General features: G+C 72.6%; 27 protein-coding genes and 1 pseudogene. 20 read left to right on the top strand and 8 right to left on the bottom strand.

The features are described 5' to 3' along the window. The first annotated feature begins 221 nt into the window (after positions 1-221). The 8 genes from IE198_RS12875 to IE198_RS12840 all read left to right on the top strand — a co-directional run bounded on the left by IE198_RS12875 (position 222) and on the right by IE198_RS12840 (position 9945). Positions 222-1088, top strand: coding sequence for a DMT family transporter (locus IE198_RS12875; RefSeq protein WP_189885898.1), 867 nt, complete (start codon positions 222-224; stop codon positions 1086-1088). Next, positions 1085-1822 carry a polysaccharide deacetylase family protein gene (locus IE198_RS12870; RefSeq protein ID WP_189885896.1) on the top strand — a complete coding sequence of 246 codons (738 nt, stop codon included), beginning with the start codon at positions 1085-1087 and terminating at the stop codon, positions 1820-1822. Before IE198_RS12875 ends, IE198_RS12870 begins: the two co-directional genes overlap by 4 nt. 138 nt (positions 1823-1960) lie before the next feature. Continuing rightward, a complete protein-coding gene (locus IE198_RS12865) occupies positions 1961-2722 on the top strand; it encodes a DeoR/GlpR family DNA-binding transcription regulator (protein WP_189885894.1) in 762 nt (253 codons plus the stop codon). After that, entirely contained in the window at positions 2719-3666 is a 948-nt protein-coding gene (gene pfkB, locus IE198_RS12860; RefSeq protein ID WP_189885892.1) for a 1-phosphofructokinase, read from the top strand. Before IE198_RS12865 ends, pfkB begins: the two co-directional genes overlap by 4 nt. Positions 3667-3811: 145 nt before the next feature. Beyond that, positions 3812-5827, top strand: coding sequence for a PTS fructose transporter subunit IIABC (locus IE198_RS12855; protein ID WP_189885890.1), 2016 nt, complete (start codon positions 3812-3814; stop codon positions 5825-5827). 133 nt (positions 5828-5960) lie between these two features. Next, positions 5961-6251, top strand: coding sequence for an HPr family phosphocarrier protein (locus IE198_RS12850; RefSeq protein ID WP_189885888.1), 291 nt, complete (start codon positions 5961-5963; stop codon positions 6249-6251). Then, positions 6248-7924, top strand: coding sequence for a phosphoenolpyruvate--protein phosphotransferase (ptsP, locus tag IE198_RS12845; RefSeq protein ID WP_189885886.1), 1677 nt, complete (start codon positions 6248-6250; stop codon positions 7922-7924). The genes IE198_RS12850 and ptsP overlap by 4 nt, the downstream gene beginning before the upstream one ends. A 188-nt stretch (positions 7925-8112) precedes the next feature. Continuing rightward, positions 8113-9945 (top strand): SpoIIE family protein phosphatase, encoded by a 1833-nt coding sequence (locus IE198_RS12840; protein ID WP_189885885.1) that lies wholly within the window; start codon positions 8113-8115, stop codon positions 9943-9945. A 44-nt stretch (positions 9946-9989) separates the two neighbouring features. On the opposite strand, the pseudogene IE198_RS35130 reads toward IE198_RS12840, so the two are convergent. Further along, positions 9990-10100, bottom strand: a pseudogene (locus IE198_RS35130) (universal stress protein); the annotation flags it as partial. A 111-nt stretch (positions 10101-10211) separates the two neighbouring features. On the opposite strand from IE198_RS35130, the gene IE198_RS12835 reads away from it, so the two are divergent. The 3 genes from IE198_RS12835 to IE198_RS12825 all read left to right on the top strand — a co-directional run bounded on the left by IE198_RS12835 (position 10212) and on the right by IE198_RS12825 (position 13915). Beyond that, entirely contained in the window at positions 10212-10496 is a 285-nt protein-coding gene (locus IE198_RS12835; RefSeq protein ID WP_189885883.1) for a dsRBD fold-containing protein, read from the top strand. Between the two features lie 198 nt (positions 10497-10694). Continuing rightward, positions 10695-11495, top strand: coding sequence for an HAD family hydrolase (locus tag IE198_RS12830; RefSeq protein ID WP_189885881.1), 801 nt, complete (start codon positions 10695-10697; stop codon positions 11493-11495). A gap of 2 nt (positions 11496-11497) precedes the next feature. Next, a complete protein-coding gene (locus IE198_RS12825; RefSeq protein ID WP_189885879.1) occupies positions 11498-13915 on the top strand; it encodes a glycoside hydrolase family 65 protein in 2418 nt (805 codons plus the stop codon). A gap of 12 nt (positions 13916-13927) precedes the next feature. Here IE198_RS12825 and IE198_RS12820 read toward each other — a convergent pair whose 3' ends face one another. Beyond that, the gene (locus IE198_RS12820) at positions 13928-14548 is read right to left on the bottom strand and encodes a CBS domain-containing protein (protein ID WP_189885877.1); all 621 of its coding nucleotides are present in this window, start codon (positions 14546-14548) and stop codon (positions 13928-13930) included. A 109-nt stretch (positions 14549-14657) separates the two neighbouring features. Then, a complete protein-coding gene (locus tag IE198_RS12815) occupies positions 14658-15224 on the bottom strand; it encodes a rhodanese-like domain-containing protein (RefSeq protein ID WP_189885875.1) in 567 nt (188 codons plus the stop codon). 125 nt (positions 15225-15349) lie between these two features. Here IE198_RS12815 and IE198_RS12810 point away from each other — a divergent pair, with 125 nt between their 5' ends. Then, positions 15350-15631 carry a metal-sensitive transcriptional regulator gene (locus tag IE198_RS12810; protein WP_189886064.1) on the top strand — a complete coding sequence of 94 codons (282 nt, stop codon included), beginning with the start codon at positions 15350-15352 and terminating at the stop codon, positions 15629-15631. Between the two features lie 579 nt (positions 15632-16210). Then, on the top strand, positions 16211-16915 hold the full coding sequence (locus IE198_RS12805; RefSeq protein ID WP_189885874.1) for a helix-turn-helix domain-containing protein: 705 nt from the start codon (positions 16211-16213) through the stop codon (positions 16913-16915). A gap of 30 nt (positions 16916-16945) precedes the next feature. Here the strand turns inward: IE198_RS12805 and IE198_RS12800 are convergent, their stop codons facing one another. After that, complete coding sequence (locus IE198_RS12800) at positions 16946-17434, bottom strand: ATP-binding protein (protein ID WP_229833872.1); 489 nt, start codon at positions 17432-17434, stop codon at positions 16946-16948. A gap of 239 nt (positions 17435-17673) precedes the next feature. Here IE198_RS12800 and IE198_RS12795 point away from each other — a divergent pair, with 239 nt between their 5' ends. Together IE198_RS12795 and IE198_RS12790 are read left to right on the top strand one after the other, a co-directional pair. Next, entirely contained in the window at positions 17674-17889 is a 216-nt protein-coding gene (locus tag IE198_RS12795) for a DUF397 domain-containing protein (RefSeq protein WP_373299854.1), read from the top strand. Between the two features lie 90 nt (positions 17890-17979). Further along, positions 17980-18882, top strand: coding sequence for a helix-turn-helix domain-containing protein (locus IE198_RS12790; RefSeq protein WP_189885870.1), 903 nt, complete (start codon positions 17980-17982; stop codon positions 18880-18882). An 83-nt stretch (positions 18883-18965) separates the two neighbouring features. Here IE198_RS12790 and IE198_RS12785 read toward each other — a convergent pair whose 3' ends face one another. Next, complete coding sequence (locus IE198_RS12785; RefSeq protein ID WP_189886061.1) at positions 18966-19775, bottom strand: SAM-dependent methyltransferase; 810 nt, start codon at positions 19773-19775, stop codon at positions 18966-18968. A gap of 163 nt (positions 19776-19938) precedes the next feature. After that, entirely contained in the window at positions 19939-20844 is a 906-nt protein-coding gene (locus tag IE198_RS12780; protein ID WP_189885868.1) for a LysR family transcriptional regulator, read from the bottom strand. 147 nt (positions 20845-20991) lie between these two features. Between IE198_RS12780 and IE198_RS12775 the strand changes: the two genes are divergently transcribed. After that, positions 20992-21696: a type 1 glutamine amidotransferase domain-containing protein gene (locus IE198_RS12775; protein WP_189885867.1), complete on the top strand. Its 705-nt coding sequence runs from the start codon at positions 20992-20994 to the stop codon at positions 21694-21696. An 8-nt stretch (positions 21697-21704) separates the two neighbouring features. On the opposite strand, the gene IE198_RS12770 is transcribed toward IE198_RS12775, so the two are convergent. Continuing rightward, positions 21705-22106, bottom strand: coding sequence for a VOC family protein (locus IE198_RS12770; protein WP_189885866.1), 402 nt, complete (start codon positions 22104-22106; stop codon positions 21705-21707). A 255-nt stretch (positions 22107-22361) separates the two neighbouring features. Between IE198_RS12770 and IE198_RS12765 the strand changes: the two genes are divergently transcribed. Together IE198_RS12765 and IE198_RS12760 are read left to right on the top strand one after the other, a co-directional pair. Continuing rightward, on the top strand, positions 22362-23183 hold the full coding sequence (locus IE198_RS12765; RefSeq protein ID WP_189886058.1) for a VOC family protein: 822 nt from the start codon (positions 22362-22364) through the stop codon (positions 23181-23183). A gap of 31 nt (positions 23184-23214) precedes the next feature. Next, positions 23215-23877: an HAD family hydrolase gene (locus tag IE198_RS12760; protein ID WP_189885865.1), complete on the top strand. Its 663-nt coding sequence runs from the start codon at positions 23215-23217 to the stop codon at positions 23875-23877. A gap of 110 nt (positions 23878-23987) precedes the next feature. On the opposite strand, the gene IE198_RS12755 is transcribed toward IE198_RS12760, so the two are convergent. Beyond that, complete coding sequence (locus tag IE198_RS12755) at positions 23988-25025, bottom strand: NAD-dependent epimerase/dehydratase family protein (protein WP_189885864.1); 1038 nt, start codon at positions 25023-25025, stop codon at positions 23988-23990. Positions 25026-25186: 161 nt separating this feature from the next. Here IE198_RS12755 and IE198_RS12750 point away from each other — a divergent pair, with 161 nt between their 5' ends. Together IE198_RS12750 and IE198_RS12745 are read left to right on the top strand one after the other, a co-directional pair. Further along, a complete protein-coding gene (locus tag IE198_RS12750; protein ID WP_189885863.1) occupies positions 25187-25870 on the top strand; it encodes a HemK2/MTQ2 family protein methyltransferase in 684 nt (227 codons plus the stop codon). 52 nt (positions 25871-25922) lie between these two features. Then, complete coding sequence (locus tag IE198_RS12745) at positions 25923-26069, top strand: CDGSH iron-sulfur domain-containing protein (RefSeq protein WP_189886056.1); 147 nt, start codon at positions 25923-25925, stop codon at positions 26067-26069. Positions 26070-26072: the final 3 nt, after the last annotated feature.

The following is a 26072-nucleotide window of genomic DNA, read 5'->3' as shown; positions in this document are numbered from 1 at the left end:
CGCCCGTGGGGCCGGAACGGCGGGACCGATCGGGTGAATCGGCGGCCTCGGCGCCCGCTCCCGGGGGGCGGCGGAGCGAATACTCGACAGGCTGGACGTGCTCGGTCGTGACGTCGGGAGGTCCGCATGTGCCGTTGGCTTTGCCGGTTCCGGGCGGCTGCGCGCCGCCCCGGCGAGGAGGAGCGGGCAGGACGCCGACCGCGCCGGCAAGACCCGTCCCGATGATGGCGCTGTCCGTCTGCCTGGCGCTGCTCGCCGCGCTCGGCAACGCGGCGTCCTCCGTGCTGCAGCGGCGAGCGGCGGCGAAGGTCGGTCGTGCGAAGAACGGGACGTCGCCGACGGCGGCTCTGCTGCGCCAGCGCGTATGGATCTGGGGCGCGGCACTGCTGGCGGTGTCGGGCATCTGCCAGGCGCTGGCCCTGGCGACGGGACCGCTCTCCGTGGTGCAGCCGGTGATGAGCACGGAGCTGCTGTTCACCCTGGTCGTCGGGGGCATCGTGTTCCGGCGGCGGCCCGACCGGCGGGCCCGGGTGGCGTTCGCCGCCATGGCGGTGGGCCTGGGCGTCTTCCTCGCGTTGGCCGCGCCCTCCGGGGCGCGGGAGACCGTGCTGCTGGTGCACTGGCTGTGGACCGCGGTCGCCGTCGCGGTTGCCGTCGGCCTGCTGGGTCTCGTTTCCCTGCGGCTGCCGTCCGCCGCCCGCGCCGCGGTGCTGGGCACCGCGACCGCGATCGGGTTCGCCTGCACCGCGGCGCTGTTGAAGGACGCGTTCGGCCGGCTGCCGGACGGGATCGGCGAGGTGCTGACGACATGGCAGCCGTACGCGGCCGTGGCTCTGGGACTCGGCAGTTTCGTGCTGCTGCAGGTGACGCTCCGGGCCGGCTCGCTGGCGGCCTCGCAGCCCGCTCTCACGCTGGGCGACGCGTTGCTGAGCGTGGTTCTGGGCGTGGTGCTGTTCGACGAGCGCGTACAGCTGGGCTGGCGGGCACCGTTCGAATTGGTGGCCCTCGGCCTGCTGGTGGCGGGGTGTCTGGAGCTGGCCAGGTCGCCACTGCTGGCGGAGGACCGTGACGGCGGGGCGAAGTGGTGACGCACAGGAAAAGTGGACCCGCCGCCGGCGCTCTGGCGGCGGCACTCGCAGTGGCCGGCGCACACATCGGGCCCGCCGCGACCTGGCTCCCCGGTGTCCGCGGCGCGCTCGCCCCGGTGTTCGACGGGCGAGGAGATCCGGGGCGGGTGGCGCTCACCTTCGACGACGGCCCCGATCCGCGTACCACCCCGTACTTTCTCCGGGCCCTGGACGAGCTCTCCGTACGAGCGACCTTCTTCGTCCTGGGCAGTCGGCTGGCGGAGCACCCCCGGCTGGGGATGCGTATGGCGGCGGAAGGCCATGAACTGGCGGTCCACGGCTGGCGCCACGAGAGGCCGTGGTGGCCCCGGCCCTGGCGGGACGTCCGGGACCTGGCGCGGACGGCGTGGCTGATCACGGAGGTCGGCGGCGATCGGCCGCTCTGGTACCGGCCGCCGTACGGAATCCTCACCGGCGGCCGGTGGAACGCGGCCCGTGCGACCGGCTTGCGCCCGGTGCTGTGGACGTCCTGGGGCCGCGACTGGACGGCAGTGGCCACACCGGACAGCGTGCGCGCGGAGGTGAACCGGACCCTGAGGGGCGGGGCAACGGTGCTGCTGCACGACTCCGACGTGACGAGCGCCCAAGGGTCGTGGCGTGCGGCGCTGGGGGCGCTGCCGAGGATCGTCGCCGACTGCCGGGCACGCGGTCTGTCCGTGGGCCGGCTCCGCGATCACGGGCTGCCCGGCCGCTGACCCCGTCCGTACGGGTGCGGCGGCCGCCAGAGCCTGTCTCTGCCCGGTTGCATGCCCGAATCTGTTTACTTCTCGGTGGCGTGGGCGTAGCATCGGTAAAAACCACAGACTCGGTCATGGAAACGGATGTAAAACCACATGTTCGCAGCGGAGCGTCAGCAGGAGATCATGCGCCTGGCCCGTGAAAGCGGTCGGGTGGATGTGCTGTCCCTCGCCGAGGAGTTCCAGGTCACCGCCGAGACGGTGCGGCGCGACCTCAAGGCGCTCGACCGGGCGGGGCTGGTGCGGCGTGTGCACGGCGGGGCCATCCCGGCAGGCCATCTCGACTTCGAGCCCGACCTCGCGGAGCGCGATGCGGTCGCCGCCGAGGAGAAGGAGCGCATCGCGCGGGCCGCACTCGCCGAACTCCCCGTCGACGGCAGCATCATCCTGGACGCCGGCACCACGGCGGCGCGGCTGGCCGCAGACCTCCCGGCGGATTCGCCACTGACGGTCGTGACCCATGCCCTCCCCGTCGCCGCCCGGCTCGCCGACCATCCGGGCATCGCCCTCCACCTCGTCGGAGGCCGGGTCAGGCACCGTACCCGCGCCGCGGTCGATGCCTGGGCGCTGCGGGCGTACGCGGAGATCAAGGCCGACGTCGTCTTCCTCGCCACCAACGGATTCGCCGTCGACGGCGGCCTGACCACCCCCGACCTGGCGGAGGCGGCGGTCAAGCGGGCCGCCATCGCCGCCGCCCGCAGGGTCGTACTGCTTGCCGACTCCGCCAAGTTCGGACAGCAGCACTTCGCCCGCTTCGGCGACCTCGCCGACGTGGACCTGCTGATCACCGACACCGGTCTCAGCCCCGAAGACGCCCGCGCCATCGAGGCGCAGGGCACGGAGGTCGTCCGCGCATGATCCTCACCATCACCCCGAACCCGAGCCTGGACCGCACCTACGAACTGCCGTCCCTGGACCGTGGCGCCGTGCTGCGAGCGGCCAGGGACCGGGTCGACCCCGGCGGCAAGGGCGTCAATGTCTCGCGGGCCGTGGCCGCGGCCGGCCGGCGCACCGTGGCCGTCGTCCCGCTGGGAGGCCCCGAGGGCGCACTGCTCGACCGGCTCCTCGGTGAACACGGCATCGAGGCCGCCGGCGTCCCCGTCGCCGGTTCGACCCGCGTCAACATCACGCTCGTCGAACCCGACGGCACTCTCACCAAGATCAACGCGGCCGGCCCCGACCTCGCCCCCGCCGAGGCCGAGGCGCTGCTGGAGGCCGTACGGACCCGTTCCGCCGATGCCGACTGGATCGCCTGCTGCGGCAGCCTGCCGCGTGGTCTGCGCCCCGAGTGGTACGCCGAACTGGTGGCCCGCATCCACGGGGCCGGCGCCAGGGTCGCCCTCGACACCTCCGGCGCCGCCCTGACCGCCGCGCTGCGGGAACGGCCCGATGTGGTCAAGCCCAACGCGGAGGAACTCGCCGAAGCCGTCGGCCGCCCCCTCGCCACCGTCGGCGACGCCGTCAAGGCGGCGGAGGAACTGCGCGAGCGGGGAGCGCGGGCGGTCCTCGCCAGCCTGGGCGCGGACGGTCAACTGCTCGTGGACGACACCGGCGTCTGGTTCGGCCACGCGCCCGCCGGCGCGGTCCGCAGCAACGTCGGCGCGGGAGACGCCTCTTTGGCGGGCTTCCTCGCCGCCGGGGGCAGTGGCCCCGCGGCCCTCGCGGCCGCCGTCGCCCATGGGACCGCCGCCGTCCAGCTGCCGGGCAGCGTCATGCCGACACCGGCCGACCTGAACCCGGCGGTGGTCACGATCACCGAGTCCGTCCCCTTGGACCGCGTCCTCGGGGAGCCGGCGCCATGACCGTCCGTCCGGGCCGGAACCACCGTCCCCCTCGTACCGGAGGGCGGTCCCACCGCACCGTCCCCGGCACAACCGGCCCGACGGCTGCCGCACCACCCAGTCCCACCACCGCCGCCCCGGCGGTTCGCGAGCAAGGAGCCGCGCGATGAGTGAGTTGATCACCGCAGGACTGGTCGACGTCGACCTGTCCGCCGAGACCAAGCAGGCCGCCGCACGGTCCCTCGCCGAGCGGATGGTGGCTGCCGGACGCGTCACGGACATCGAAGGCTTCCTCGCCGACGTGGCGGCCCGCGAGGCCCAGATGCCGACCGGCCTCGACGGCGGCATCGGCATTCCGCACTGCCGCAGCGAGCACGTCACCGCGCCGACGCTCGCCTTCGGCCGCAGCGGGTCCGGCATCGACTTCGGCGCCCCTGACGGGCCCGCCGACCTGATCTTCCTGATAGCCGCGCCGGCGGGCGCGGACGACGACCATCTGACGATCCTGTCGTCGCTGGCCCGGCGGCTCATGGACGCCGAGTTCACCGACGCGCTGCGTGCAGAGCGCGACCCGGCGGCGGTCGCGGCCCTGATCCGCGGGGAGGAGGCGGCGGTGCCGGGCGGCCCCGCGCGTGAGTCCGCGCCCGTCTCCGTGCAGGCCGCCGGTGAGACTCCGGCCACGGGCGCCCCCGCGCAGGCCGCGGCCGCGCCCTTCCGGATCGTGGTCGTCACCTCCTGTCCCACCGGGATCGCCCACACCTACATGGCCGCCGAGTCGCTTCAGAAGGCCGGCGAGGCCGTGGGCGTCGAACTCGTCGTCGAGACACAGGGCTCGGCCGGATTCACCCGCCTCGACCCGCGGGTGATCGCGGCCGCCGACGCCGTGATCCTCGCGCACGACGTGGAGGTCAGGGAGAAGGACCGGTTCGCCGGCAAGCCGACCGTCGACGTCGGCGTGAAGGCGGCCATCAACCGGCCCGCCGAACTCATCGCCGACGTACGCGGCAAGGCCGCCCGCGGCGAGACCACCACCGCGGCCACCGCCACGGCACCCATGGACACCGGCGCCCCCGGCGACCACTTCGGCACCCGTCTGCGCAAGTGGCTGATGACCGGCGTCAGTTACATGGTGCCGTTCGTCGCCGCGGGCGGTCTGCTCATCGCGCTCGCCTTCGCCATCGGCGGATACGAGATCAACACCGCCCCATCGGTCGCCGAGCACTTCGTATGGACCGAGGTAGCGAGCTGGGCGGCCCTGCTGTTCCAGATCGGCGGCGCCGCGTTCGGCTTCCTGGTGCCCGTCCTCGCCGGATACATCGCCTACGGCATGGTCGACCGGCCCGGGCTCGTGCCCGGCATCGTGGGCGGCGCCATCGCGGTCACCATCAACGCCGGCTTCCTCGGCGGACTCGCCGCCGGTCTCATCGCGGGCGCGGTGGTGATGGCGATCCAGCGCGTCAACGTCCCGCCCGTGCTGCGCGGTGTGATGCCGGTGGTCGTGATCCCGCTGATCTCGTCCGCCGTGGTCGGATTCCTGATGTTCGTCGTCGTCGGCAAGCCGATCGCCTCCCTGCAGAAGGGCATGACCGACTGGCTGAGCGGCCTCTCCGGCGGCAACGCCGTACTGCTGGGGGTCCTGCTCGGTCTCATGATGTGCTTCGACCTCGGCGGGCCGGTCAACAAGGTGGCCTACGCCTTCGCGGTCGGTGGCCTGGCGACGCCCACCGACGGCAGCCTCAAGGTCATGGCCGCCGTGATGGCGGCGGGCATGGTCCCGCCGCTGGGCATGGCCCTCGCGACGACCGTACGCGGGAAGCTGTTCACGAAGACCGAGCGGGACAACGGCAAGGCTGCCTGGGTCCTCGGTGCCTCCTTCATCAGCGAGGGCGCCATCCCGTTCGCCGCTGCGGACCCGCTGCGCGTGATCCCGTCCGCGATGGTCGGCGGAGCGGTCACCGGCGCCCTGTCGATGGCCTTCGACGCCACGCTGCGCGCCCCGCACGGCGGCATCTTCGTCGTCCCGCTGATCGGGCAGCCGCTGCTCTACCTGCTGGCGATCGCGGCCGGCACCGTGGTCACCGCCACGCTCGTGGTCCTCCTCAAGAGCCGTCGCAAGGCGGAGACCGCCGCGGCCGCTCCCGCCGCCCCGGCCGCGGAAGCCAAGGTTCCCGCAGCCGCCTGACAGCCCAGGCCCGGGGCGCCGCCCCGGGCCGGCCCCGGGTCACGTACCGCCTGCCGGACCGGCTTGCCTTCCCGCGGCGGACACACACCCCACCTCCAGCCTCGTCTCCCATCCCCGTAGGAGTGTCATCACCATGCCCCAGCGCACTGTCGTCATCGGTTCCCCTTCCGGACTGCACGCCCGTCCCGCCTCGCTCTTCGTCCAGGCCGCCGCCCGCCAGCCGGTCAGGGTGACCGTGGCCCGCGACGGCGGCGCCCCGGTCGACGCCCGGAGCCTGCTGTCCGTGCTGGCCCTCGGCGCCAAGCACGGCGACCCCCTGGTGCTGTCGGCCGACGGCGACGGCGCGGAAGCCGCCATCGAGGAACTCGCCGCACTGGTCGCCGCCGACCTCGACGCCGCCCGCGACGTCCAGGAGCAGCGGTGACCGACACGACCACCAGCACCGCCGTGCTGCGCGGCATCGGTATCGGGGGCGGCAGCGCCACCGGCCCCGTGGCCCGCATGGCGCCCCCGTCCGCCGTACCGCCCCCGCGCACCGTGGCGCCGGCCGACGTACCCGCCGAGGTCGCGGCGGCGCTGGGGGCGCTGGCGTGGGTCGCCGCCGACCTCGAGGGACGGGCGGCCGCCGCCGGTGGCGACGCGGCCGCGGTCCTGTCCGCGCAGGCGATGATGGCCACCGACCCGACCCTCGCGGACCAGGTCGGGGCGCTCGTAGTCGGCGGGAGAGACGCGGCCCACGCACTGGACCAGGCGTTCCGATTCTTCCGCGCGTCGCTCCAGGCGGCGGGCGGCTACTTCGCGGAGCGCGTCGCCGACCTCGACGATCTTCGCGATCGTGCGGTGGCGCGCGCCCGCGGACTCCCGATGCCGGGCCTCCCCGACCCCGGCCGGCCGTACGTCCTCGTCGCCGACGACCTGGCGCCCGCGGACACCGCCCTCCTCGACCCCGCCAAGGTCCTCGCGCTGGTCACCGAGCGGGGCGGACCCACCAGCCACACCGCCATCCTGGCGAAGATCCTCGGCCTGCCCGCCGTCGTCGGCTGCGCCGGCGCCGCGGCGCTCACGGACGGCACACCGGTCCTCGTCGACCCCACCGACGGTACGGTCGTGACCGACCCCGACCCCGACACCGTCGCAGCGGCCGCCGCCCGTGACGAGCGCCGTCGCAGCCTCTCCGCACAGGTCAGTGGACCGGGCCGGACGGCCGACGGCCACCCGGTCAAACTGCTGGTCAATCTGGGCGCGCTGCCGGAGTTGCCGGCCGCCGCGGCGGCCGACAGCGAAGGCGTCGGGCTGTTCCGTACCGAATTCCTCTACCTCGACCGCGACGAGGCCCCCACCGTGGAGGAGCAGACCGCCGCCTACCGCGAGGTGTTCGCCGCCTTCGCGGGGCGCCGCGTCGTCGTACGCACCCTGGACGCCGGGGCCGACAAGCCGCTGCCGTTCGCGACGGCGGCCGACGAGCAGAACCCGGCGCTGGGCGTGCGCGGCCTGCGCACGGCGCGCCGGGACCCGCAGCTCCTCGAGACACAGCTGACCGCGATCGCCGCGGCGGCGCAGGACGCCGAGGCCGAGGTGTGGGTGATGGCGCCGATGGTCTCGGTCCCCGGTGAGGCAGCCGCCTTCGCCGAACGGGCGAAGGCCCACGGGCTGCGCACCGCGGGCGCCATGGTGGAGGTGCCCGCCGCGGCGCTGCGCGCCCGGTACGTCGCGCAGCAGTGCGACTTCCTCAGCATCGGGACCAACGACCTGGCCCAATACGCGTTCGCCGCCGACCGCACGCTGGGCAGCCTGGCCCAATTCCTGGACCCGTGGCAGCCGGCCCTGCTCGAACTCGTGCGCACGGCCGCCGAGGCGGGAGCGGGCCAGGGCAGGCCCGTCGGAGTGTGCGGCGAGGCCGCGGCGGACCCGCTGCTCGCCCTGGTCCTCGTCGGCCTCGGCGTCACGAGCCTCTCGGCCGCGCCGGGCTGCCTCGGCGACGTCCGGGCCTCGCTGGCCTCGCACAGCCTGGACGACTGCCGTCGGCTCGCAGGGCTCGCGCTCGCGGCGCCGGATGCGGCGGCGGCCCGCGAGGCCGTACGGACCTCGACGGCCTGAGTCTGCCCGGGAGGAACGGCGCGGCGCCGGCGTGCGCCCGCCGTTCCTCCCGGCGCCTCCCGCCCCTCGAAGCGGCGCCACAGCGGTGTCCGGAGCAGCGGACGGCGGCCACGGGTGCGAGCATGGCGAGAGGGCCGTCGAGCACGGGCCGGCATCGTTGTGGACCGGGAACAACGAGCGGCCGAGGGATGGTGGGGCAGTTGAACGCCGCTGACCGGCCGTGGGACCTCGACTTCCTGCGCGCCGTGTTCGAAAGCCTGGGTGCCGGGCTCTGCGTCACCGACACCTCCGGACGGGTCACGGCCACCAATCCGTGGGCCCGGGAACTCCTGGACCGGACCGAGGAGCAATTGCTCGGCCTGGACATGCACGATGCGCTGCACCGCCAGGCGGACGGCACGGAGATCCCCCGGGAGGAGTGCCGCGTTCTGACCGTGCTCGGCAACGGCCGTCCGGCCGAGGGCAGCGACGAGTACTTCCTCAGGGCCGACGGCACCACCGTCCCGATCATCTGGGCCGTGACCCCCTTGAGACGGCAGGGGCGGATGGACGGCGCGGTGGTCGTCTTCCACGACTTCAGCCTGCACCGGCAGGCCGCCGACCAGCGGGCGACGCACCTTGCGGCTCTCGAGGAGCTCACCGAGCGGCTGACCATGGTCGCGGAGATCTCCGCGGTGCTCAGCTCCACACTGGAGGTCCCCACGATGCTGCACCGCCTGGTCCGTCTGCTGGTGCCGGACCTGGCCGACTGGGCGGCCGTCGATCTCCGCGGCTGGGACCCGGGCCAGGACATGGAGCGGATCGCCGTGCGCACCTGCGACGAGGACGGCGACGTCGAGGCACTGCTGGGACCCCTCCCGTCCCTGGCGGAGACGCCGTCGTCATCGGCCCTCGCACGGGTGATGCGGGGAAGTCGGCCCCTGCGGCTGCATCCCGGCGACCGCTCCCGCGCCGAGGACACACCGCCGGCGCCCGCGCACCAGGAACTCTTCGACCGGCTCGGGGGGCACTCGGCCCTCGTCGTGCCCCTGAGCACCCGTCGGCAGGTGTTCGGAGCCCTTACCGTCGGGCGCACCGGAGAACGCCCGCCGTGCACCGAGGCCGAGCTCCTCGTGCTGGCCGACATCGGCCGCCGGGGCGGGCTGGTGCTGGACAACGCCCAATTGTTCGACCAGCAACGGCACGTGGCCGAGACCATGCAGCGTCAGCTGCTCACCCCGCTGCCCCAGGTCGACCATCTGCGGATGGCGGCCCGCTACCAGCCCGCCCAGAGCGCAGCGGAGATCGGCGGCGACTGGTACGACGCCTTCCTGCTGGCCGACGGTGTCACCACGATGGTCATCGGCGACGTCGTCGGCCACGATCTGCAGGCCGCCGCCCATATGGCCGAGGTGCGCAACATGCTCCGCGCACTGGCCTGGGACCGTCAGGAGCCGCCCAGTCTCATCATGCGCCGACTGGACGAGGCCATGACCAACACCAGCGACGCTCCCATGGCCACCGCCGTCTTCGCCCGGATCGAGGGCCCCGAGGGCGGTCCGTGGCAGTTGCACTGGGTCAACGCCGGCCATCCACCGCCGCTGCTGGTCACATCCGACGGTCACGCCCGTTTCCTCGAGGAGGGCCACGGTCCACTGCTCGGCATGGACTCGGCCCTGCACCTGGGTCTCGGCTGGCCGGACGCCCGCGAGGAGCTTCCCGCCCGGTCCACCCTGCTGCTCTACACCGACGGGCTGGTCGAGAGCCGAACCCGCCCCATCGACGCCGGCCTCGCCCAGCTCCGCGTCCACGCCGCCGCCCTCGCCCACCGGGACGTGGAGGACTTCTGCGACGAGCTGCTCGCACGCATCGGACCCAGCGGCGACGACGTCGCCCTGCTCGCCCTCCGTATCCCGGCACGCGGCGAGGGCACGGAGGGCGACACACCGCCGCGGTTGCACGCTCACAACCCCGCCGCCGTGGGGCGTGCGGCTCCCGGATCCCAGGTGGAGGACACCCCCGTACGGAACACGTCCTCCTGAGCCGTCCGCGGCCTCCACGGCGCCCTGCGGTCAGCGCCCTGCGGTCATTCGTGCGGGACGACCGCGACGGGGCACGGCGCGTGGTGGAGCGCCGCGTGCCCGACGGAGCCGATTCGGGTGCCGACCGGGGAGCGGCGCACCCGCCGCCCCACCGGGCCGGGTCGGGACGGGCCGGTCACCGGTGTTTCCACCTTCATGGTGCCGGACCCGCCGGGCTGGGCGGATCCTGTAAGCAGACCTGCCCCCACAGGCTGGGAGAGTGCGTCATGACGAGGACGCTGGAGTGGAAGATCAGACTGTTCCTCTCGGAGGAGGACGGTACGACGAAGGCCAAGGCGGTGCTGGACACCGGAACGACGACCCTCACCGGCCACGGGACGGCCCACCGCAGCCCCGAGGACCTGGACGTCCCGGAGATCGGCGACGACCTAGCCGCGGGCCGCGCGATGCACAGCCTCGCACGGCAGCTGATGAAGACCGCCGACCGCGAACTGGAAGCGATGGGCGCGGGCCCGCCCGCCCCGGGCTACGGCCCGTACACGGCGCCCTGAACCGGGGTGCCCACAGGCCGCCACGCTTCGGCGCGCACGGACGGGGTAAGCGGCCATCCCGGACCGCGCGGCTCCGCCCGCCGGGCGGCACGCCGCTCCGGGGTGCGCCGGTGCAGACCGCTGACCAGGGAGGATCGACATGGCCGTGAGCGTGGGCCCCGCACCACCGGACCACAGCGGCGACCGGGACAAGCGCCCGTGAGCCCGCCCGGCCGGGCCGGATGGCGTGGTGTCGACGCGGTCGTCCTGGACACCGACGGCGTCATCACCGACTCGGCCCGGATCCACGCCGCCGCGTGGAAGACCGCCTTCGACGCCTGCCTGCGTGCCAATCCGCCGGACGATCCTGCCGCTCGCCGTCCCTTCGACATCCGGGACGACTACCTGCGCCATGTCGACGGACGCTCCCGCCAGGACGGCGCCGCCGCGTTCCTCGCCTCGCGCGGACTGAGGCTGCCGCGGGGCAGTCCGGACGACGCGCCGGGCACGGACACCGTCGGAGCTGTCGCGGCGTACAAGGAGGAGCTGTTCACGGCACGGCTGCGCGAGGACGGCATCCAGCCCTACCCGGGGACCCTACGGCTGCTGAAGCTGCTGCATGCCCGGTCCGTACCGCTCGCGGCCGTGTCCGCCTCCCGTCACGCGCGGGAACTGCTCACCCGCGCCGGGGTCCTGCCCAGCTTCGACGCGCTCGTGGACGGCGTGGAGGCCGCCCGGCTGGGGCTCCCCGGCAAGCCGGAGCCCGCGCTGTTCCTGGAGGCCGCCCACCGGCTCGGCGTCCCTGCGGACCGGGCGGCGGTCGTCGAGGACGCCCTTGCCGGTGTCGAGGCGGGCAGGCGCGGCGGCTTCGCCCTGGTGATCGGCGTCGACCGCACGGCCGGCCCGGGGACCGGGGCCGCTCTGCTCGAACGCGGTGCCGACCTCGTCGTACGGGACCTCGCCGAACTGCTGCCGGACGGCCCCGGCGCCCCACCACGCCCACGCGACCTCGAGGACTGACGATGCACGAGTGGATCTGGACGTACGAGGGGTACGACCCCACTCGCGAGCGGCTGCGCGAGGCGCTGTGCACGCTCGGCAACGGCTACTTCGCCACACGCGGGGCCGCCCCCGAGTGCGCCGCCGACGACACGCACTACCCGGGCACGTACGCCGCGGGCTGCTACAACCGCCTCACCTCGACCGTCGCGGGCCGCCAGGTCGAGAACGAGGACATGGTCAATCTGCCCAACTGGCTTCCGCTGCGCTTCCGTATGTACACCGGCGGGGGTGACGCGGCCTGGTTCACTCCGGACGGGTCGGCCCTGCGCGAACACCGTCAGAGCCTCGATCTGCGCGCCGGCACGCTCGAACGGACCATGTGCTACGTGGCCGACGACGGCCGCGCGCTGCACGTCCGCCAGATCCGCATGGTCCACATGGCGGAGCCGCATCTCGCCGTGCTCCGCACCCAGTTCACGGCAGAGGGCTGGTCGGGCGACATCGAGGTGGAGGTCGCGCTCGACGGCTCGGTCACCAACAGCGGCGTGGCGCGCTACCGGGACCTCAACGGCAACCACCTCGTGCACGTCAACGCCGGGGACGGCGAGAGCGACACGATGTGGCTGCGCTGCCGCACTGCGACCTCCGACATCCGGATCGGCATGGCCGCCCGCACCCTCGCCGACGACCCCTCCGACGAGGAGCGCGCCCGCACCGTCCACGAACCCCTGCGCGCCGTGCAGGTCCTCAGGCTGGCGCTGCCCGCAGGCATCACACGTACCGTCGACAAGACCGTGGCCCTGCACACCTCGCGGGACGCCGCCATCAGCGACCCGCTGCACGCGGCCGTCGACCGGGTCGGCAGGGCGCCCGGCTTCGAGGTCCTGCTGGAGAGCCACCGGGCGGCATGGCGCCAGCTGTGGCGCAGGGGCGAGCTGGACGTGCAGGGGGAGGCGGGGAGCATCCTGCGGCTGCACCTCTTCCACGTCCTGCAGACGCTCTCGCCGCACACCGCCGACCTCGACGTCGGCGTTCCGGCCCGGGGACTGCACGGCGAGGCCTACCGCGGCCACATCTTCTGGGACGAGCTGTTCGTACTGCCGTATCTCAATCTGCACTTCCCGGAGGTCTCCCGAGCGCTGCTCATGTACCGCTACCGCCGGCTGGAACAGGCCCGTGGTCTGGCCCGCGACGCGGGGCACAGCGGCGCCATGTACCCGTGGCAGAGCGGCAGCGACGGCCGCGAGGAGACCCAGGAGCTGCACCTGAACCCGCACTCCGGCCGCTGGCTGCCGGACTACTCGCGGCTCCAGCACCATGTGGGCTCCGCCATTGCGTACAACGTGTGGCAGTACTGCGAGGCGAGCGGCGACGCGGAGTTCCTGCACACCAAGGGTGCGGAGATGCTCACCCAGATCGCGCGCTTCTGGGCCGGCTTCGCCACGTTCGACGAGGAGTTCGGGCGCTACCGCATCCGGGGGGTGGTCGGCCCCGACGAGTACCACGAGGCGTACCCGGGCTCCGGGCTGCCGGGCCTGGACGACAACGCGTACACCAACGTCACCGCGGCCTGGGTGCTGGCCCGCGCCCTGGAGGTGGTGCGCGAACTGCCCGAACCGCGCCGCCGCGAGCTGTCCGAGCGCATCGGCCTCGACCACGGCGAACTCGCCCGCTGGGAAGAAGTTTCGCGCCGGCTGTACGTTCCCTTCCACGCCGGTGTCATCAGCCAGTTCCACGGCTACGGCGACCTGGAGGAACTCGACTGGGACGGACTGCGCGCCCGGCACGGCGACATCCGCCGGCTCGACCGCGTACTGGAGGCGGAGGACGACACCGTCAACCGCTACCAGGCGTCGAAGCAGGCCGATGTGCTGATGCTCGGCTATCTCTTCTCGCCGACCGAACTGAGCGGTCTCTTCCGGCGGCTCGGCCACGAACTCGACGACGAGACCTGGCACCGGACCGTCGACTACTACCTGAAGCGCACCAGCCACGGCTCGACCCTCAGCGGCCTGGTCCACGGCTGGGTGCTGGCCCGCGTACGGCGCGAGGACGCGTGGACGTACGTCCGCGAGGCACTGGAGGGCGACATCGCCGACCTGCAGGGCGGCACCACCGAGGAAGGGGTGCACCTCGGCGCGATGGCGGGGACCCTCGACCTTGTCCAGCGGGGACTCACCGGGATGGAGACCCGCGGCGGTGCGCTCTGGTTCGACCCGGTGCACTCCCCGCACCTGGCCGAGTACGGCTTCTCCATCCGCTACCACGGCCACTGGGGCGTACGGGTGCGCATGCGGCCCGGGGAACTGCACATCGGCGTACCCGATTCCGACGGGACACCGATCGAGGTGCGACTGGCCGACCGGACGGTGGAGGTGGAGCCCGGCGAGTCCCGGCTGCTGATGCTGCCCGAAGACACACACACCCCGCCGCGCTGACGCCACGTCGGGTCAGTCGACCGCGGAGACGCCGTCCGGGGCGTCGTCGTGTTCGAAGGACAGCCGGTCCACCACCGTGACGACGCCGTCCACGCTCTCGCAGAGCCGCACGACGACCGGCACCAGGCTGCGGTGGCGCAGGGTCCCGCTGAGGGTGACCCTGCCGTCGGCCACCTCGACGCTGACGGCGGCGGGTGAGACTCCGAGTGTCCCGGCGAGCACGTCCTCCACGATCTCCTCCTGGATGGACCGGTCCCGCCGCAGGAACAGCTGGAGCAGATCGCTGCGGCTGACCACGCCGATGAGAACGCCGCGGCTGTCGACCACCGGGAGCCGCTTGACGCGGCGCTCCTCCATCACCCTCGCGGCCTCGACGGCACTCCACTCGGGCCCCGCCACCAGGGCAGGGCTCGACATCAGCTCGCCGGCCGTCTCGGCGCCGTCCCCGGAGGTCTTGCTGCGCAGCAGGTCGGCCTCCGACACGACACCGATGGGACGCTGGTCGTCATCGATCACGGGCACCGCCGTGATGCCGTACTCGTCGAGCAGCCGGGCGATCTCCTTGAACGTGGTGCCTCGCTGGACGGCGACGGCGTGCGGAGTCATCAGGTCGGCCACGCTGCGGTGTCTCATCGCCCATCGGATCCCTTCACGCCCCGGCGCTGCCTGCGGTCTTCTCCTGCGACAAGTCTCGCGCGCCCCCGGCGAAAGCCGGCGCCGCGGCGCACCGGCACCCTTCGGCTCACCCGGACAGTGCGGCGAGCGTGGCGTCGAGGTCTGCGGGCCGGGGCCGGTTGTGCGGGAGCTTGGCGAGCACCCGGGCCATGCCGCAGGTGTCGGTGAGCGCCGAGAACACCAGGCCGCCGGCGATGCCGGCGGAGAGCCAGCGGGCCGCGGGCCGGCGCCGTCCCACCGCGAGACCTGTCAGGACCAGAGACCCGGCCGCGAGGCGGACCTGCCGCTCCATCGCCCATACCGTGCGCTCCCCGGCCGGGCGGTGCACGTGGTGACCGAGCCGGGCCCAGGCGGACGTGCCGCCGGTGAGGGTGGCGGCGGTGATGCCGTTCTCGGCGAGGGTCGCGCAGGCCGTGGCGGAGCGGGCCCCGGAGGCGCAGACCATGAGGAGGTCGCCCCGGCCGGCCGCGGTCCGCAGCGCGGGCAGTACCGCCTCGAGATGGTCGAGCGGGATGTTGTGGGCGCCCGGCAGATGGCCGGATGCGTACTCACCGGGGGTGCGCACATCGATGACGGTCAGCTCGTGCAGCCGGGCGCGTGCCTGGGCGGGGGCGAGGGCGGTGGGAGTGGTCACGCGGGGCGCTCCGTTTCCTGTCAGGGGTGCGGGGTCTGCTTCCGGACGTTGTGCGGCGGTCTTCGTACTGGGCGACACCCCGTACGTAGAATACCCGCAGGGGTATGGCGGCAAGGGAGTGGCTCGTGGAACTGGCGATGGCGGCCGAGGAACTGAAGAGCGTGGTCAACCGCCTGCGCAGGGCGCAGGGACAGATCGCGGGGGTCGTCAGGATGATCGAGGAGGGGCGGGACTGCGAGGACGTGGTCACGCAGCTCGCCGCGGCGTCGCGGGCACTCGACAAGGCCGGTTTCGCCATCATCGCCACAGGTCTGCAGCACTGCCTCAACGACTCGGACATGGCCGGGAGCGGCGAGCGTGAGCAGATGCGGGCCCGGCTCGAGAAGCTCTTCCTGTCCTTGGCGTAGTACCGAACGTTCCGGTCCGGGCAGAGCCGCACGGTACTGCGTCCCTTGATGTGGCCGCCGCAAGCAGCACCGCGGCGCAGATCCACCGGAGCAGGACGCCGGACACTGCCCGTCGGCCCTTTCCCGTCCCAGGCCCCGAGCACCGCCGCTGCTGTGAACGGCGCGATCAACGCCCTCTCCTGCCCCGACGCCCGACGTGCCCTTGAGGGGTGCGGCCGGCTGCGTCGCTCCGGCGCGGGCCGCGGCATCCGCACCGCCGCCTGCGGCAGGCAGGCAGCGGCGGCCGCGGCACGGTTCCGGCGTCGGGGAACAGCGCACCGGCCCGGACATGGGCGGTACAGGTCAGGCGGCGGGCGGAGCCACGGGGCGCCCGGCCCGTGCGGCCGCCTCGAAGCCGTCGTCGACCGGCCGTGCGGCCGCTCGTCCGGCCCGAGGCATCCACGAGGTATGGCCCCGGCTGGGTGGCGACGCTCCGGAACGGCCGTCGTGCGGCCCTGCGGCCCGCTGGCTACCGTGAACATGCGCGGCGAGGCCGTGCGTCGCCCCAGCCGGCGGACCGACACGGGAAAGGTGCCCGCCATGCCCGAACAACCGCAGACCGGACACGGCGCCCCCGGTCCCGGGCACCCGAAGGGGGACATCGGCCGACGGGTGGCCACGCGTCGGCAGCAGCTCGGGCTCTCCCGCGAGGATGTCGCCCTGCGGGCCGGCTCCGCACCCGGATACATCGAGTACCTCGAGGAGAAGACCGCGACACCGGGCATGGGTTTCCTGCTGCGGCTGGCGGACGCCCTGGAGACGACCGTCACCGCCCTGACCGGTGGCGGTGCCGAGCTGCCGCCCGGCATCGGCATCGCCGGCGACCGGCCGGAGCTGGTGGAGCTCGGCCACGACCAGTGCTGGGCGCTGCTGGGCACGCACGGCGTGGGCCGGGTCGCCGTCACCACCCCGGAAGGCCCCGCGATCCTCCCGGTCAACTACCTCGTCACCGAGGGGCGGATCGCCTTCCGTACGGCACCGGACGCCGTTCCCGCAGAGGCAGCGGGCACCGAGACCGCCTTCGAGGTGGATCACATCGACGACGCGTTCAGCCAGGGCTGGAGCGTGCTGGCGGTCGGTGGCGCCCGCGCGGTCACCGAGGAGGACGCCGTCTCGAAGCTGGAGCACCAGGCGTACAGCGCGCCCTGGGCCGGTGGTGACCGTGAGCTGTGGATCGTTCTGACGCCCGAACGGGTGACCGGGCGCCGGATCCTCGTGCGAGGAGCACCGGGGTCGCGGTCCTGATGCCCCGCCCGACCGGGTCCGGCGGGTCCGTCAGGCGGTGCGGTGCCCTTGCGGCAGCGGCAGGCTCGCCCAGACGGTCTTGCCCCGAGGGGGCGTCGGGCGCCAGGACCAGGTGTCGCTCAGCGCGTTGATCAGGATCAGCCCGCGCCCGCCCGCCGCCTCCGAGCCGGGGTCGGCCATGCGTGGCGGGGCAGGACTGGGGTCGGTGACGGCGCAGACGAGACTGCGGGTGTAGCGGAAGAGGCCGAGCCAGACCGGGTACTCGGCCGTACCCGGGGCTGCGGGGGGAACGGCGTGCCGCACGGCGTTGCCCACGAGCTCACTGACGATCAGCTCGACGTCCGCGACGAGTGACTGCAGCGCCCACTCGTGAAGAGTGTGTGCCGCGAACTTCCTTGCCATGCCCGCGTTCTGCGGATTGCCGTCCAGTCCGCAGGCGGAGAAGCCGCGGGGCACGACCACGTCGTTCGGACCGGGTTCCGGCTCATCGGGGGCGAGCGCGCCGGGCGGAGATTTCACGCCACTTCGGGCCGGTGGCCCCCCGCCCTCATGCCCGGAGCCGGTGCCCGGGGAGGAGGGCATGTAAGTCGTCACTGGTCATGTCTCCCTGCGGGCTTTGCCGTTCGACAGCAGACGGAGGGCGAGTATTGTCGAGCGCGACCGATGATGCAATTGCAGCTGGGATTGCAGTGGCGGAATCCCGGTGAACGCATGTGCGAGCAATGAGGAGTTGACCCGGAGTGGAATTCGTCAACGGAATGCAGGCCAGTGCGCTGGAGTCGGTGACCTGGATCAAGAGCAGTCACAGCAACGCAACGGGCAACTGCGTGGAGATGGCGACACTGCCAGGTGACCGGATCGCGATCCGCAACTCCCGCGACCCGCAGGGGCCGGCGCTCGTCTGCACATGTGACGAGTTCTCGGCTTTCGTGGCGGGCGTATGCGACGGGGGCTTCGACGGGATGATCGGCTGAAAATCGCACCGGGGCGGGCGTCTTTGCCATGGCTTCGCCACGTGAGTGCTGGATACTGTCCTCGTCCCTATCCCTCCGCAGGAGCGCCCGATGGCTGCAGCCGAACCGAGTCCGTCGTTGTTCGTCCGGCCGCTGGGAGCGGTCGAGAACAACCCGACCGCCCTGAGGCTCATCCTCGGCGGCAAGCTGCGCCAACTGCGGGTGAAGGCTGGACTCGACCCCGCTGACGTCGACACCCGGCTGGGCTTCTCCCGGTCCAAGACCAGCCGGATCGAGCTGGGCCGCCACGGCTGCAAGCCGGCCGACGCCGTGGCCCTGCTGGGTCTGTACGGCGTGGAGGCGGAGGAGCAGGTCGCCGAATTCATGCGCCTGGTCTCCCAGTCCCGTCAATCGGACTGGTGGCGCTCGTTCAGTGACGTTCTCTCCGACTTCTTCGCGCCGCTGGTCGCCCTCGAGGGAGCGGCGGCGACCATCCGAACCTACGAGCCGTTCTATGTGCCGGGGCTTCTGCAGACGCCGGCGTACACCGATGCCGTCGTCCGTTCCGGTCCGGGGCATCTCCTCGCACACGAGGTGCAGCGCAGGGTCGAACTGCGTCAGGAACGCCAGCGGCAGCTCGACCAGCCGGACGCACCGCGCCTGTGGGCCGTGATCGACGAGTCCGTGCTGATGCGTTCGGTGGGCGGGCCCCATGTGATGCACGAGCAACTACTGCATCTGGTCTCGATGATGGAGCGGCCCCGGGTGACGCTGCAGGTCGCGCCGCTGGAGGTGACGGCGTCGGTGGGTGTCGGTACGGGGGTGACCTATCTGCGTTTCTCCCTGGGCGACCTGAAGGACGCGGTCTACATCGAGCATCTGACCGACAGCACCTTCAGCCAGAAGCCCCGGGCCGTCGAGCAGTACCGCGACATGCTGGACCGCCTCGGCGCATGCGCGCTCACGCCCCAGCAGTCGCTGGAGCTGATCCAGCAGCGCATCAAGAGCCTCTGACCCGTCCGTAGGAGGCCTGCGGCTCGCCGAGTTGCCCCTCGGGCAACTCGGCGCAGCCTTTCCTCCGCGATGCGCGGCCCGCCCTACGGCAGGCGCGCGACGCCGCCCCACTCGATCCATTCGTCGGTCTGCTGCACCGGCGCCAGATCGTTGTCGGGACGCCAGGTGGAGACCTCCACCAGTCCCGGCTCGAGGATCTCCATGCCGTCCAGATACGCGGCGACCTCGTGCTCCTCGCGCACCCGGCCCCAGTGGTCGTGGGTGACCTGCGCCATGAAGTCGGTGACGAACGTGCGGATCTCGGGCCGGTCGCTCACCAGTTGGCAGACGACCAGGAAGCTTCCCGGCACCAGCCGTGCCGCGACCCGCCGCACCAGCGCGGCCGGGTCGTCCTCGTCCGGAATGCAGTGCATCACCGACACGAACAGGGCCGCGACCGGTTTGCTGAAGTCGATGAGCCGCCGGGTCTCCTCGTGGTCGAAGATGCCGTCGGTGTCACGCATGTCGGCCTGGATGACGGTCGTACGGTCGTTCTCGTCCAGCAGGGCGCGGCCGTGCGCGAGGACGATCGGGTCGTTGTCGACGTAGACAACCCTCGACTCGGGATCGACCGCCTGCGCGACCTGGTGGACGTTGTCCTGGGTCGGCAGACCGGATCCGTGGTCGATGAACTGGCGGATGCCGTACTCGCTCGCCAGCAGTCGTACGACACGCCGCAGGAAGTTGCGGTTGTTGACGGCGAGCGTCTTGCTGCTGGGAACCTGCTTCAGCAGCTCTTCGCAAGCGTCGCGGTCGGCCTGGTAGTTGTCGTCGCCCCCCAGGAGATAGTCGTACATGCGTGCCACACTGGGCACTTTGGTGTCGATGGCGTCGGGGCGCCACACGCTCTGCATCCAGTCCTCGCCCGCGTCGTGGAGATCCGGTTCTGTGGGATCCACATGCTAGGGAGAGCCGGGACGGTGGTACAGGCGAACGTACTTGGCGGCAGGCCCGCACGTCGGCTTTCGGCCACGGCGCTCCGTACCTACCGCCCTGTTTCAACAGACGTACGGGCGTTCACAGCGCAACCCACGAGTGGGCGCGGCTGCGGAGGTGGTCGTGTACGAGAGCCAGCGGCGGGTGGACCAGGGCTCCGGCGCGGGTGGCCAGGTAGAGCGTGTTGAGCGGCGGGGCGGCGGGCTCGTGCAGCAGTTCCACGGAGCCCGCGGAGAGCGCCGGCTCGGCGAGGTACCGGGGGAGCGCGCTCACCCCGGCGCCCGCGACGACCGCGGCCAGGACGGCGCGCAGGTCCGGGACGATCACGGCGATGTGGTTCGGCGGTCGGCGGTTGAACTCGCTCAGCCAGTAGCGGCGCACGATCGGCAGATCGTCCGCGTAACCGACCAGCGGGAGATGCGCGAGCGCGTCCACCGGGTCGGCGGCCAGCCGCGCGCTGTCGACACTGCGGGCCAGGGACGGCGGGCCGACCAGGACGAACTCCTCGTCGACCAGCGGTGTGGCCGCGATCTCCTGCTGCGTCGGCCTTATGGAGGACACCACCAGGTCCACCTGCCCCGCCGAGAGCGCGGCCAGCAGGTCTTTGGCGAGGCCCAGCGTGACATGGATCCGCAGCCCCCGGGTGGTCAGCGGCGCGAGCGTGGGCAGCACCCTCATGGCCATCAGTTCGCCGGGACCCGCGATCCGTACCGTCCCGACATGGGCCGCCCCCGCCGCCGACGGCTCCAGTGCGGCGCGCAGCTCGTCGAGGTGGGTGCCGATACGGGCGGCGAGGTCGGCGGCGTGGGCGGTGGGAGTGACGCCCTTGCGTGAGCGGAGGAACAACTGTTCGCCCAGCTGGTCCTCCAGCCTGGCCAGCTGGCCGCTCACCGCCGGCTGGGTGAGGCCCAGCCGCTCGGCGGCCGCGGACAGCGATCCGCAGCGGTATATCTCCACGAAGGTCGACAGCAGATCGAGGCCGGGCACACAACACTCATTCCATAAGAGAACTTATGACGCTCATGATGCCCGCGGATGGAGCAGGGGCAAAGCTGGTGTTGTCCCGATCGACGCTGCCACACGGCAGCCGATCCCGATTCCGAGCCTGGCTCCGAGCGAAGTTAAGGACTTTCCATGTCGAAGATCCTCATGGTCGTTTCCGGTGCCGACAGCCTGAAGCTGTCGGACGGCACCAGCCATCCCACCGGCTTCTGGGCCGAGGAGGTGGCCGCGTCGCACGAGGTGCTGCAGGCAGCCGGCCACGAAGTGGACATCGCGACCCCGGGCGGTGTTCGGCCGACCGTGGACCCGATCAGCCTCGACGAGCGCGGCGGCGTCGAGAAGGCGGACGCCGAGAGGTTCCTGGCGTACCTGGACGCCCTCGACGAAGAACTAGCCCGCCCCACCGACCTCTCGGGTGTGTCGGCCGGAGACTACGACGCCGTGTACATCCCGGGCGGCCACGCGCCGATGGCCGACCTCGCCGTCAGCACGGACCTCGGCCGGCTGCTGAACGACGCCGAGGAGGGCGGGAAGATCGTCGCGGCGCTCTGCCACGGCCCGGCGGCGCTGCTCAGCGCCGTGAAGGAGGACGGTTCCTTCACCTTCACCGGCCGCGAGCTGACGGTCTTCAGCGACGAGGAGGAGCGGCAGGGCGGACTCGGCGACAAGTCGCCGTACCTGGTCGAGTCCCGTCTGCGAGAGCTCGGCGCGGTGGTCCGGCCGGGTGACGCATGGGCGAGCAGGGTCGTCGTCGACGGCACTCTGATCACCGGCCAGAACCCGCAGTCGAGCGCGGACACCGCACAGCGGGTGGTGGAGGCGCTGGCAGGCCGCTGACCCTGGGCTCAGGGCCGCGTCTCGGCGGGGGCCGGGGACACCGCCAGGGAGAAGGAATGACCGGCCGGATCGGAGAAGATGCGTTCCTCGTGGGGCCCGCGCCGGTGGTTGGAATCCACCGGCCGGGCCCCCAGGCCGACCGCCTCCCGCTCCGCGGCGTCCAGATCGTCGCGGGCGACCTGGATACGCAGATGCGACTGCTGCGAGTCCTCCGGCCGGGGCCAGCTGGGCGGCGCGTAGCCGTGGTCGCGGCGCATCGCCAGGTGCACGCCGCCGTGGCCGACGACCTCCACGAAATCGGGGTCGCTGCCGAGGCGTATCTCCGCGCCGAACAGCCCTGCGTAGAACTCGGCCAGTTCCATGGGTTCGGCGGCGTCGAGGACGAGGACGCTGGTCTTCTGGGTGGTCATGCACTGCGGCTACCCACTGCCACGCCCGGCATACGGAGCGCTGGGGAGAGGCCGCCATCGAGTCGGGCGCGCGGACGGTACGGCCATCCGGGCGTTACGGGCGCCCCCGCCCGGGGCACCCGCGCCAGGAGAGGGGCCATGGGCAGGAGGCTCCGCCTGAACACCGACAGTAACCGTCGCGTTCGCCGGTCGGCTCCCGGAGGAGGAACATGGAACCGGCCCCGCGTGAACCGCCCCCGACCGCCGGACATGATGATGAACGAGAACTCGACCCCGACAGCGACCGCCCGCGCGGCCGCGTCCGCCGCGGTGTTCGGCGCCCCCTGCTGGGTCAGCCTCATGGCACGTGATCTGCAGGCGGCGCAGGACTTCTACGGGGCGGTGCTCGGCTGGACGTTCCGCAGGGGCAGGCTGGGGGACCAGTTCAGGGTCGCCGTCGTCGACGGCATGCCGGTCGCCGGGATCGGCGCACTCGCTCCCGCCCTGACCGTGGCCGTCGCCTGGACCCCGTATTTCGCCGTCGAGGACGCCGACCGGACAGCCGCCCGTATCCGGGAACGCAGCGGCACCGTCGCGGTGGGGCCGCTGGCCCTGTCGATGGGGCGCGGCGTGCTGGCGGCGGACCGGGACGGTGCCGTCTTCGGGCTCTGGGAGGGCGAGCTCATGCGCGACTGGCCGGCCTGGCGCGACAAGGCACCCGCCTGGATCAGGCTGCTGGCCAAGGACGCCTTCGAGTCGGCGATCTTCTACGGCGAGGTGTTCGACTGGGCCTCCGAACGACCGGGCTGCTGCGAGGTCAGCTACCTGGAGGACGCGGTCGTGCTGCACCGCGAGGGGCGGGTGCTCGCCCGGCTCACCTCTGGTGCGGACGGCACGGCGGCCAACCCGTTGCTGCACCCTCGCTGGCACGTCCATTTCGCCGTGCAGAACCTCGAGGAGACGGTGCAGACCGCCGGGCGCCACGGCGGGACCGTCCTCGGCGAGCGGAGCACCTCGCACGGCGCGGAGGTCACCCTGCGGGATCCCGACGGCGCCATCTTCACCGTCAGCGCCACGGACAACGCCGTACCCGAGTAGCCGTCGGAAGCCACCGGAAGGACCTGCACACATGGCACGCGCCGCTGTGTTCGACGTCGACGGGACACTGGCCGACACCAACCACCTCCATGTCGTCGCCTGGTGGGAGGCATTCCGCCAGGCCGGCCACCGGGTGACCATGCACGACATCCACCGATCCGTCGGGCTGCCGGGTCAGGACCTGGTCGCCCATCTGCTCGGCGACGACCGGGACACCGATCAGGACGCCGCGGTGGATGCCGCGCACAAGACCCTCTACGCGACGTACTTCGACCGGCTGCCGGCGTTCGACCAGGCCGGAGAGCTGTTGCGGGCCCTCGCGGCGGAGGGCTGGCGGGTGGTGCTCGCCACCTCGGCGGGCGGATCCGAACTGGCGGCGCTCCGGCGGGCGATCGACGCGGACGACGCCATCAGCGCGACCTCGAGCGCCGACGACGTGGCGGAGGGCAAGCCCGCGCCCGACCCGGTCGAGCAGGCCCTGGCACTGGCCGGCGTGCCGGCGGAGAACGCCGTCTTCGTCGGCGACACGGTGTGGGACATGCAGGCCGCGTCCAGGGCCGGAGTGCGGGCCGTGGGCCTGCTCTGCGGCGGGATCCCGCGTACCGCCCTGGAGGCCGCAGGGGCGGCGGACGTCTTCGACGATCCGGCGGACCTGCTGGCCCGGATCGCCACCGGCCCGTTCGCCGGTCGCTGAGCGCCGGGGCCCGGTGAGCGCCGGCCGGTACGGCGAACAGCCCCGTCGCAGCCAGGTCCGTCGCAGCCCCCGAATGCCTGAGGGTCCTGAGGGTGGGGTACCGGGTCCGCTCAGTGCGCCCGGTGCCCGGCCAGCGGAGCCGTCTGCTCGCCCGCGCCCCGGCGGACCCCGCGCAGGAACTCCTCCAGCGCCGCCGTCGAGGTGTGCCGGGGCTGCCAGTCCAGCTCTTCCCTGGCCCGTGCCGTGTTCATCACCGGCATCCGCAGCAGGGCGTCGAACAGGTGCGGCGAGGCCGGGACGGCACGCAGGCTCCAGGCGGCCGACAGCGCGGCGTGCACCGCCCGTTGAGGCAACCGGACCACCCGGGCCCGCAGCAGCTCGCCGAGGGCCGACGCGTCGATCACCGGCTCCGCCGCCAGGTTGAACGCCCCACGCGCGTCGAGGAGGACCGCCAGCAGGTAGGCCTGGGCGGTGTCGTCGGTGTGCAGCGCCTGGAAGCGCAGCCCGTCGAGGTCGGGCACGAACGGCAGCAGTGCCGGGTTGAGCAGCGGGCCGGGCAGGAACCGGCCCGCGAAGATCCGGCGCTGCTCGCTTGCCGAGCCCTCCTTGAACATGAAACCGGGGCGGATACGTGCCACCCGTATTTCCGGGTGACGCAGCTCGTAGGCGTCGAGCACCCGTTCCAGATACGCCTTCTCCCGGCAGTAGGCCGCGTCCGGCCAGCCATGGGTCGGCCATGCCTCGTCGACGCCCGGAGCGGTCTTGGGCCCGGGTGAGTAGGCGCCCACCGACGAGGCGTGCACCAGGACCGGCACGCGCGCCTCGGCGACCGCTTCGAAGAGCCGCAGCGACCCGAGGACGTTGGTCTGCCAGGTGGTGACGGGGGAGTGCGTCGGCTGGAAGCGCCAGGCGAGGTGGATCACGGCGTCGGCGCCGTCCAACTGCCGTACGAGCACACCGGTGGCGTCCTCGTGGGCCAGGTCGACCGATGCCCAATCCGTGCGCGATATGTCCAGATCGGGGACCCGGCGGGCGAGGCCGAGGACCGATGCGATCCGTGAGTCCGCGGAGAGTGCCCTGACCACGCTGGTGCCGACGTTTCCGGTGGCCCCCGTGACGACCACCCGCAGTCCTGTCTTCGTGCTCATCAGCCACTCCGTGGGGTTCCTGGGAAAGGACCGGCCGATCCCCGGGTCCCCCGGCGTGGGGGACCGAAACGGATGAAATCGGCGGCAGCGGGCACCCGGGGATCAAGAACCCGCCGGGCGGCACCGAAGACCGCCCGCACCATCGGCCGAGGGAGCCGCGGATGCACAATGTGCCGGGAGTGGACCGGAGCGCGGACACGCTTGTGCTCGCCCCGGGGGTCTATGCCCCGCAGAGCGACACGTTTCTGCTCGCGGACGCGCTCGAACGCGAACCGCTGAGGCCGGACGCCGAGGTGCTCGACGTCGGAACCGGACCCGGAACACTGGCCCTGGCGGCCGCACGGCGCGGCGCCCGTGTCACGGCCGTCGACACGTCCTGGCGCGCTGTCGCAGCCACCAGGCTCAATGCCGTACTCGCCCGTCGGAAGGTGCGCGTACTGCGCGGCGATCTGCTGGACCCGGCGGCGGACCGGCGCTTCGACCTGATCCTGTGCAATCCGCCCTACGTTCCCGCACCGCATCCCGACGTGCCGCGCCGCGGCTCCTCCGTCGCCTGGGACGCCGGCCACGACGGCAGGGCCGTCCTTGACCGGGTCTGCGACGGCGCGGCCGACCTGCTGCACCCGGGGGGAGCCCTGCTGCTGGTGCACTCGGCGCTCAGCGGGGTCCAGGCGACCCTGGACCGGCTGAGTGGTGCCGGACTCGACGCAGCCGTCGTGGAGCGCCGCTTGGTCCCCTTCGGTCCCGTACTGCGCTCCCGAGCCGACTGGCTGGAGCGGCAGGGACTGATCGCTCCCGGCGAGGAGAAGGAAGAGCTGGTGATCATCCGTGCCGACCGAGCCTGAGGAACACACCGCCCAGGAGCCCTGCCGGGTAACCGTGACCGGGGAGGGCCCGATGCTCGTGGAGGGCCCCGTGGAGGTCGTCCTGGAGGACGGCAGCACCGTGCGGTCCGACCGTTTCACGGTGGCGCTGTGCACCTGCCGGCGGAGCCGTACGTACCCCTGGTGCGACACCAGCCACCGCCGACGCAGCAGGAGGTGAACG

This window comes from Streptomyces xantholiticus (assembly GCF_014651015.1).
In the GTDB taxonomy this organism is placed as follows: domain Bacteria; phylum Actinomycetota; class Actinomycetes; order Streptomycetales; family Streptomycetaceae; genus Streptomyces; species Streptomyces xantholiticus.
The sequence above is the reverse complement of the archived record's forward strand: the minus strand, read 5'-3'. Positions and strand labels throughout refer to the sequence as shown.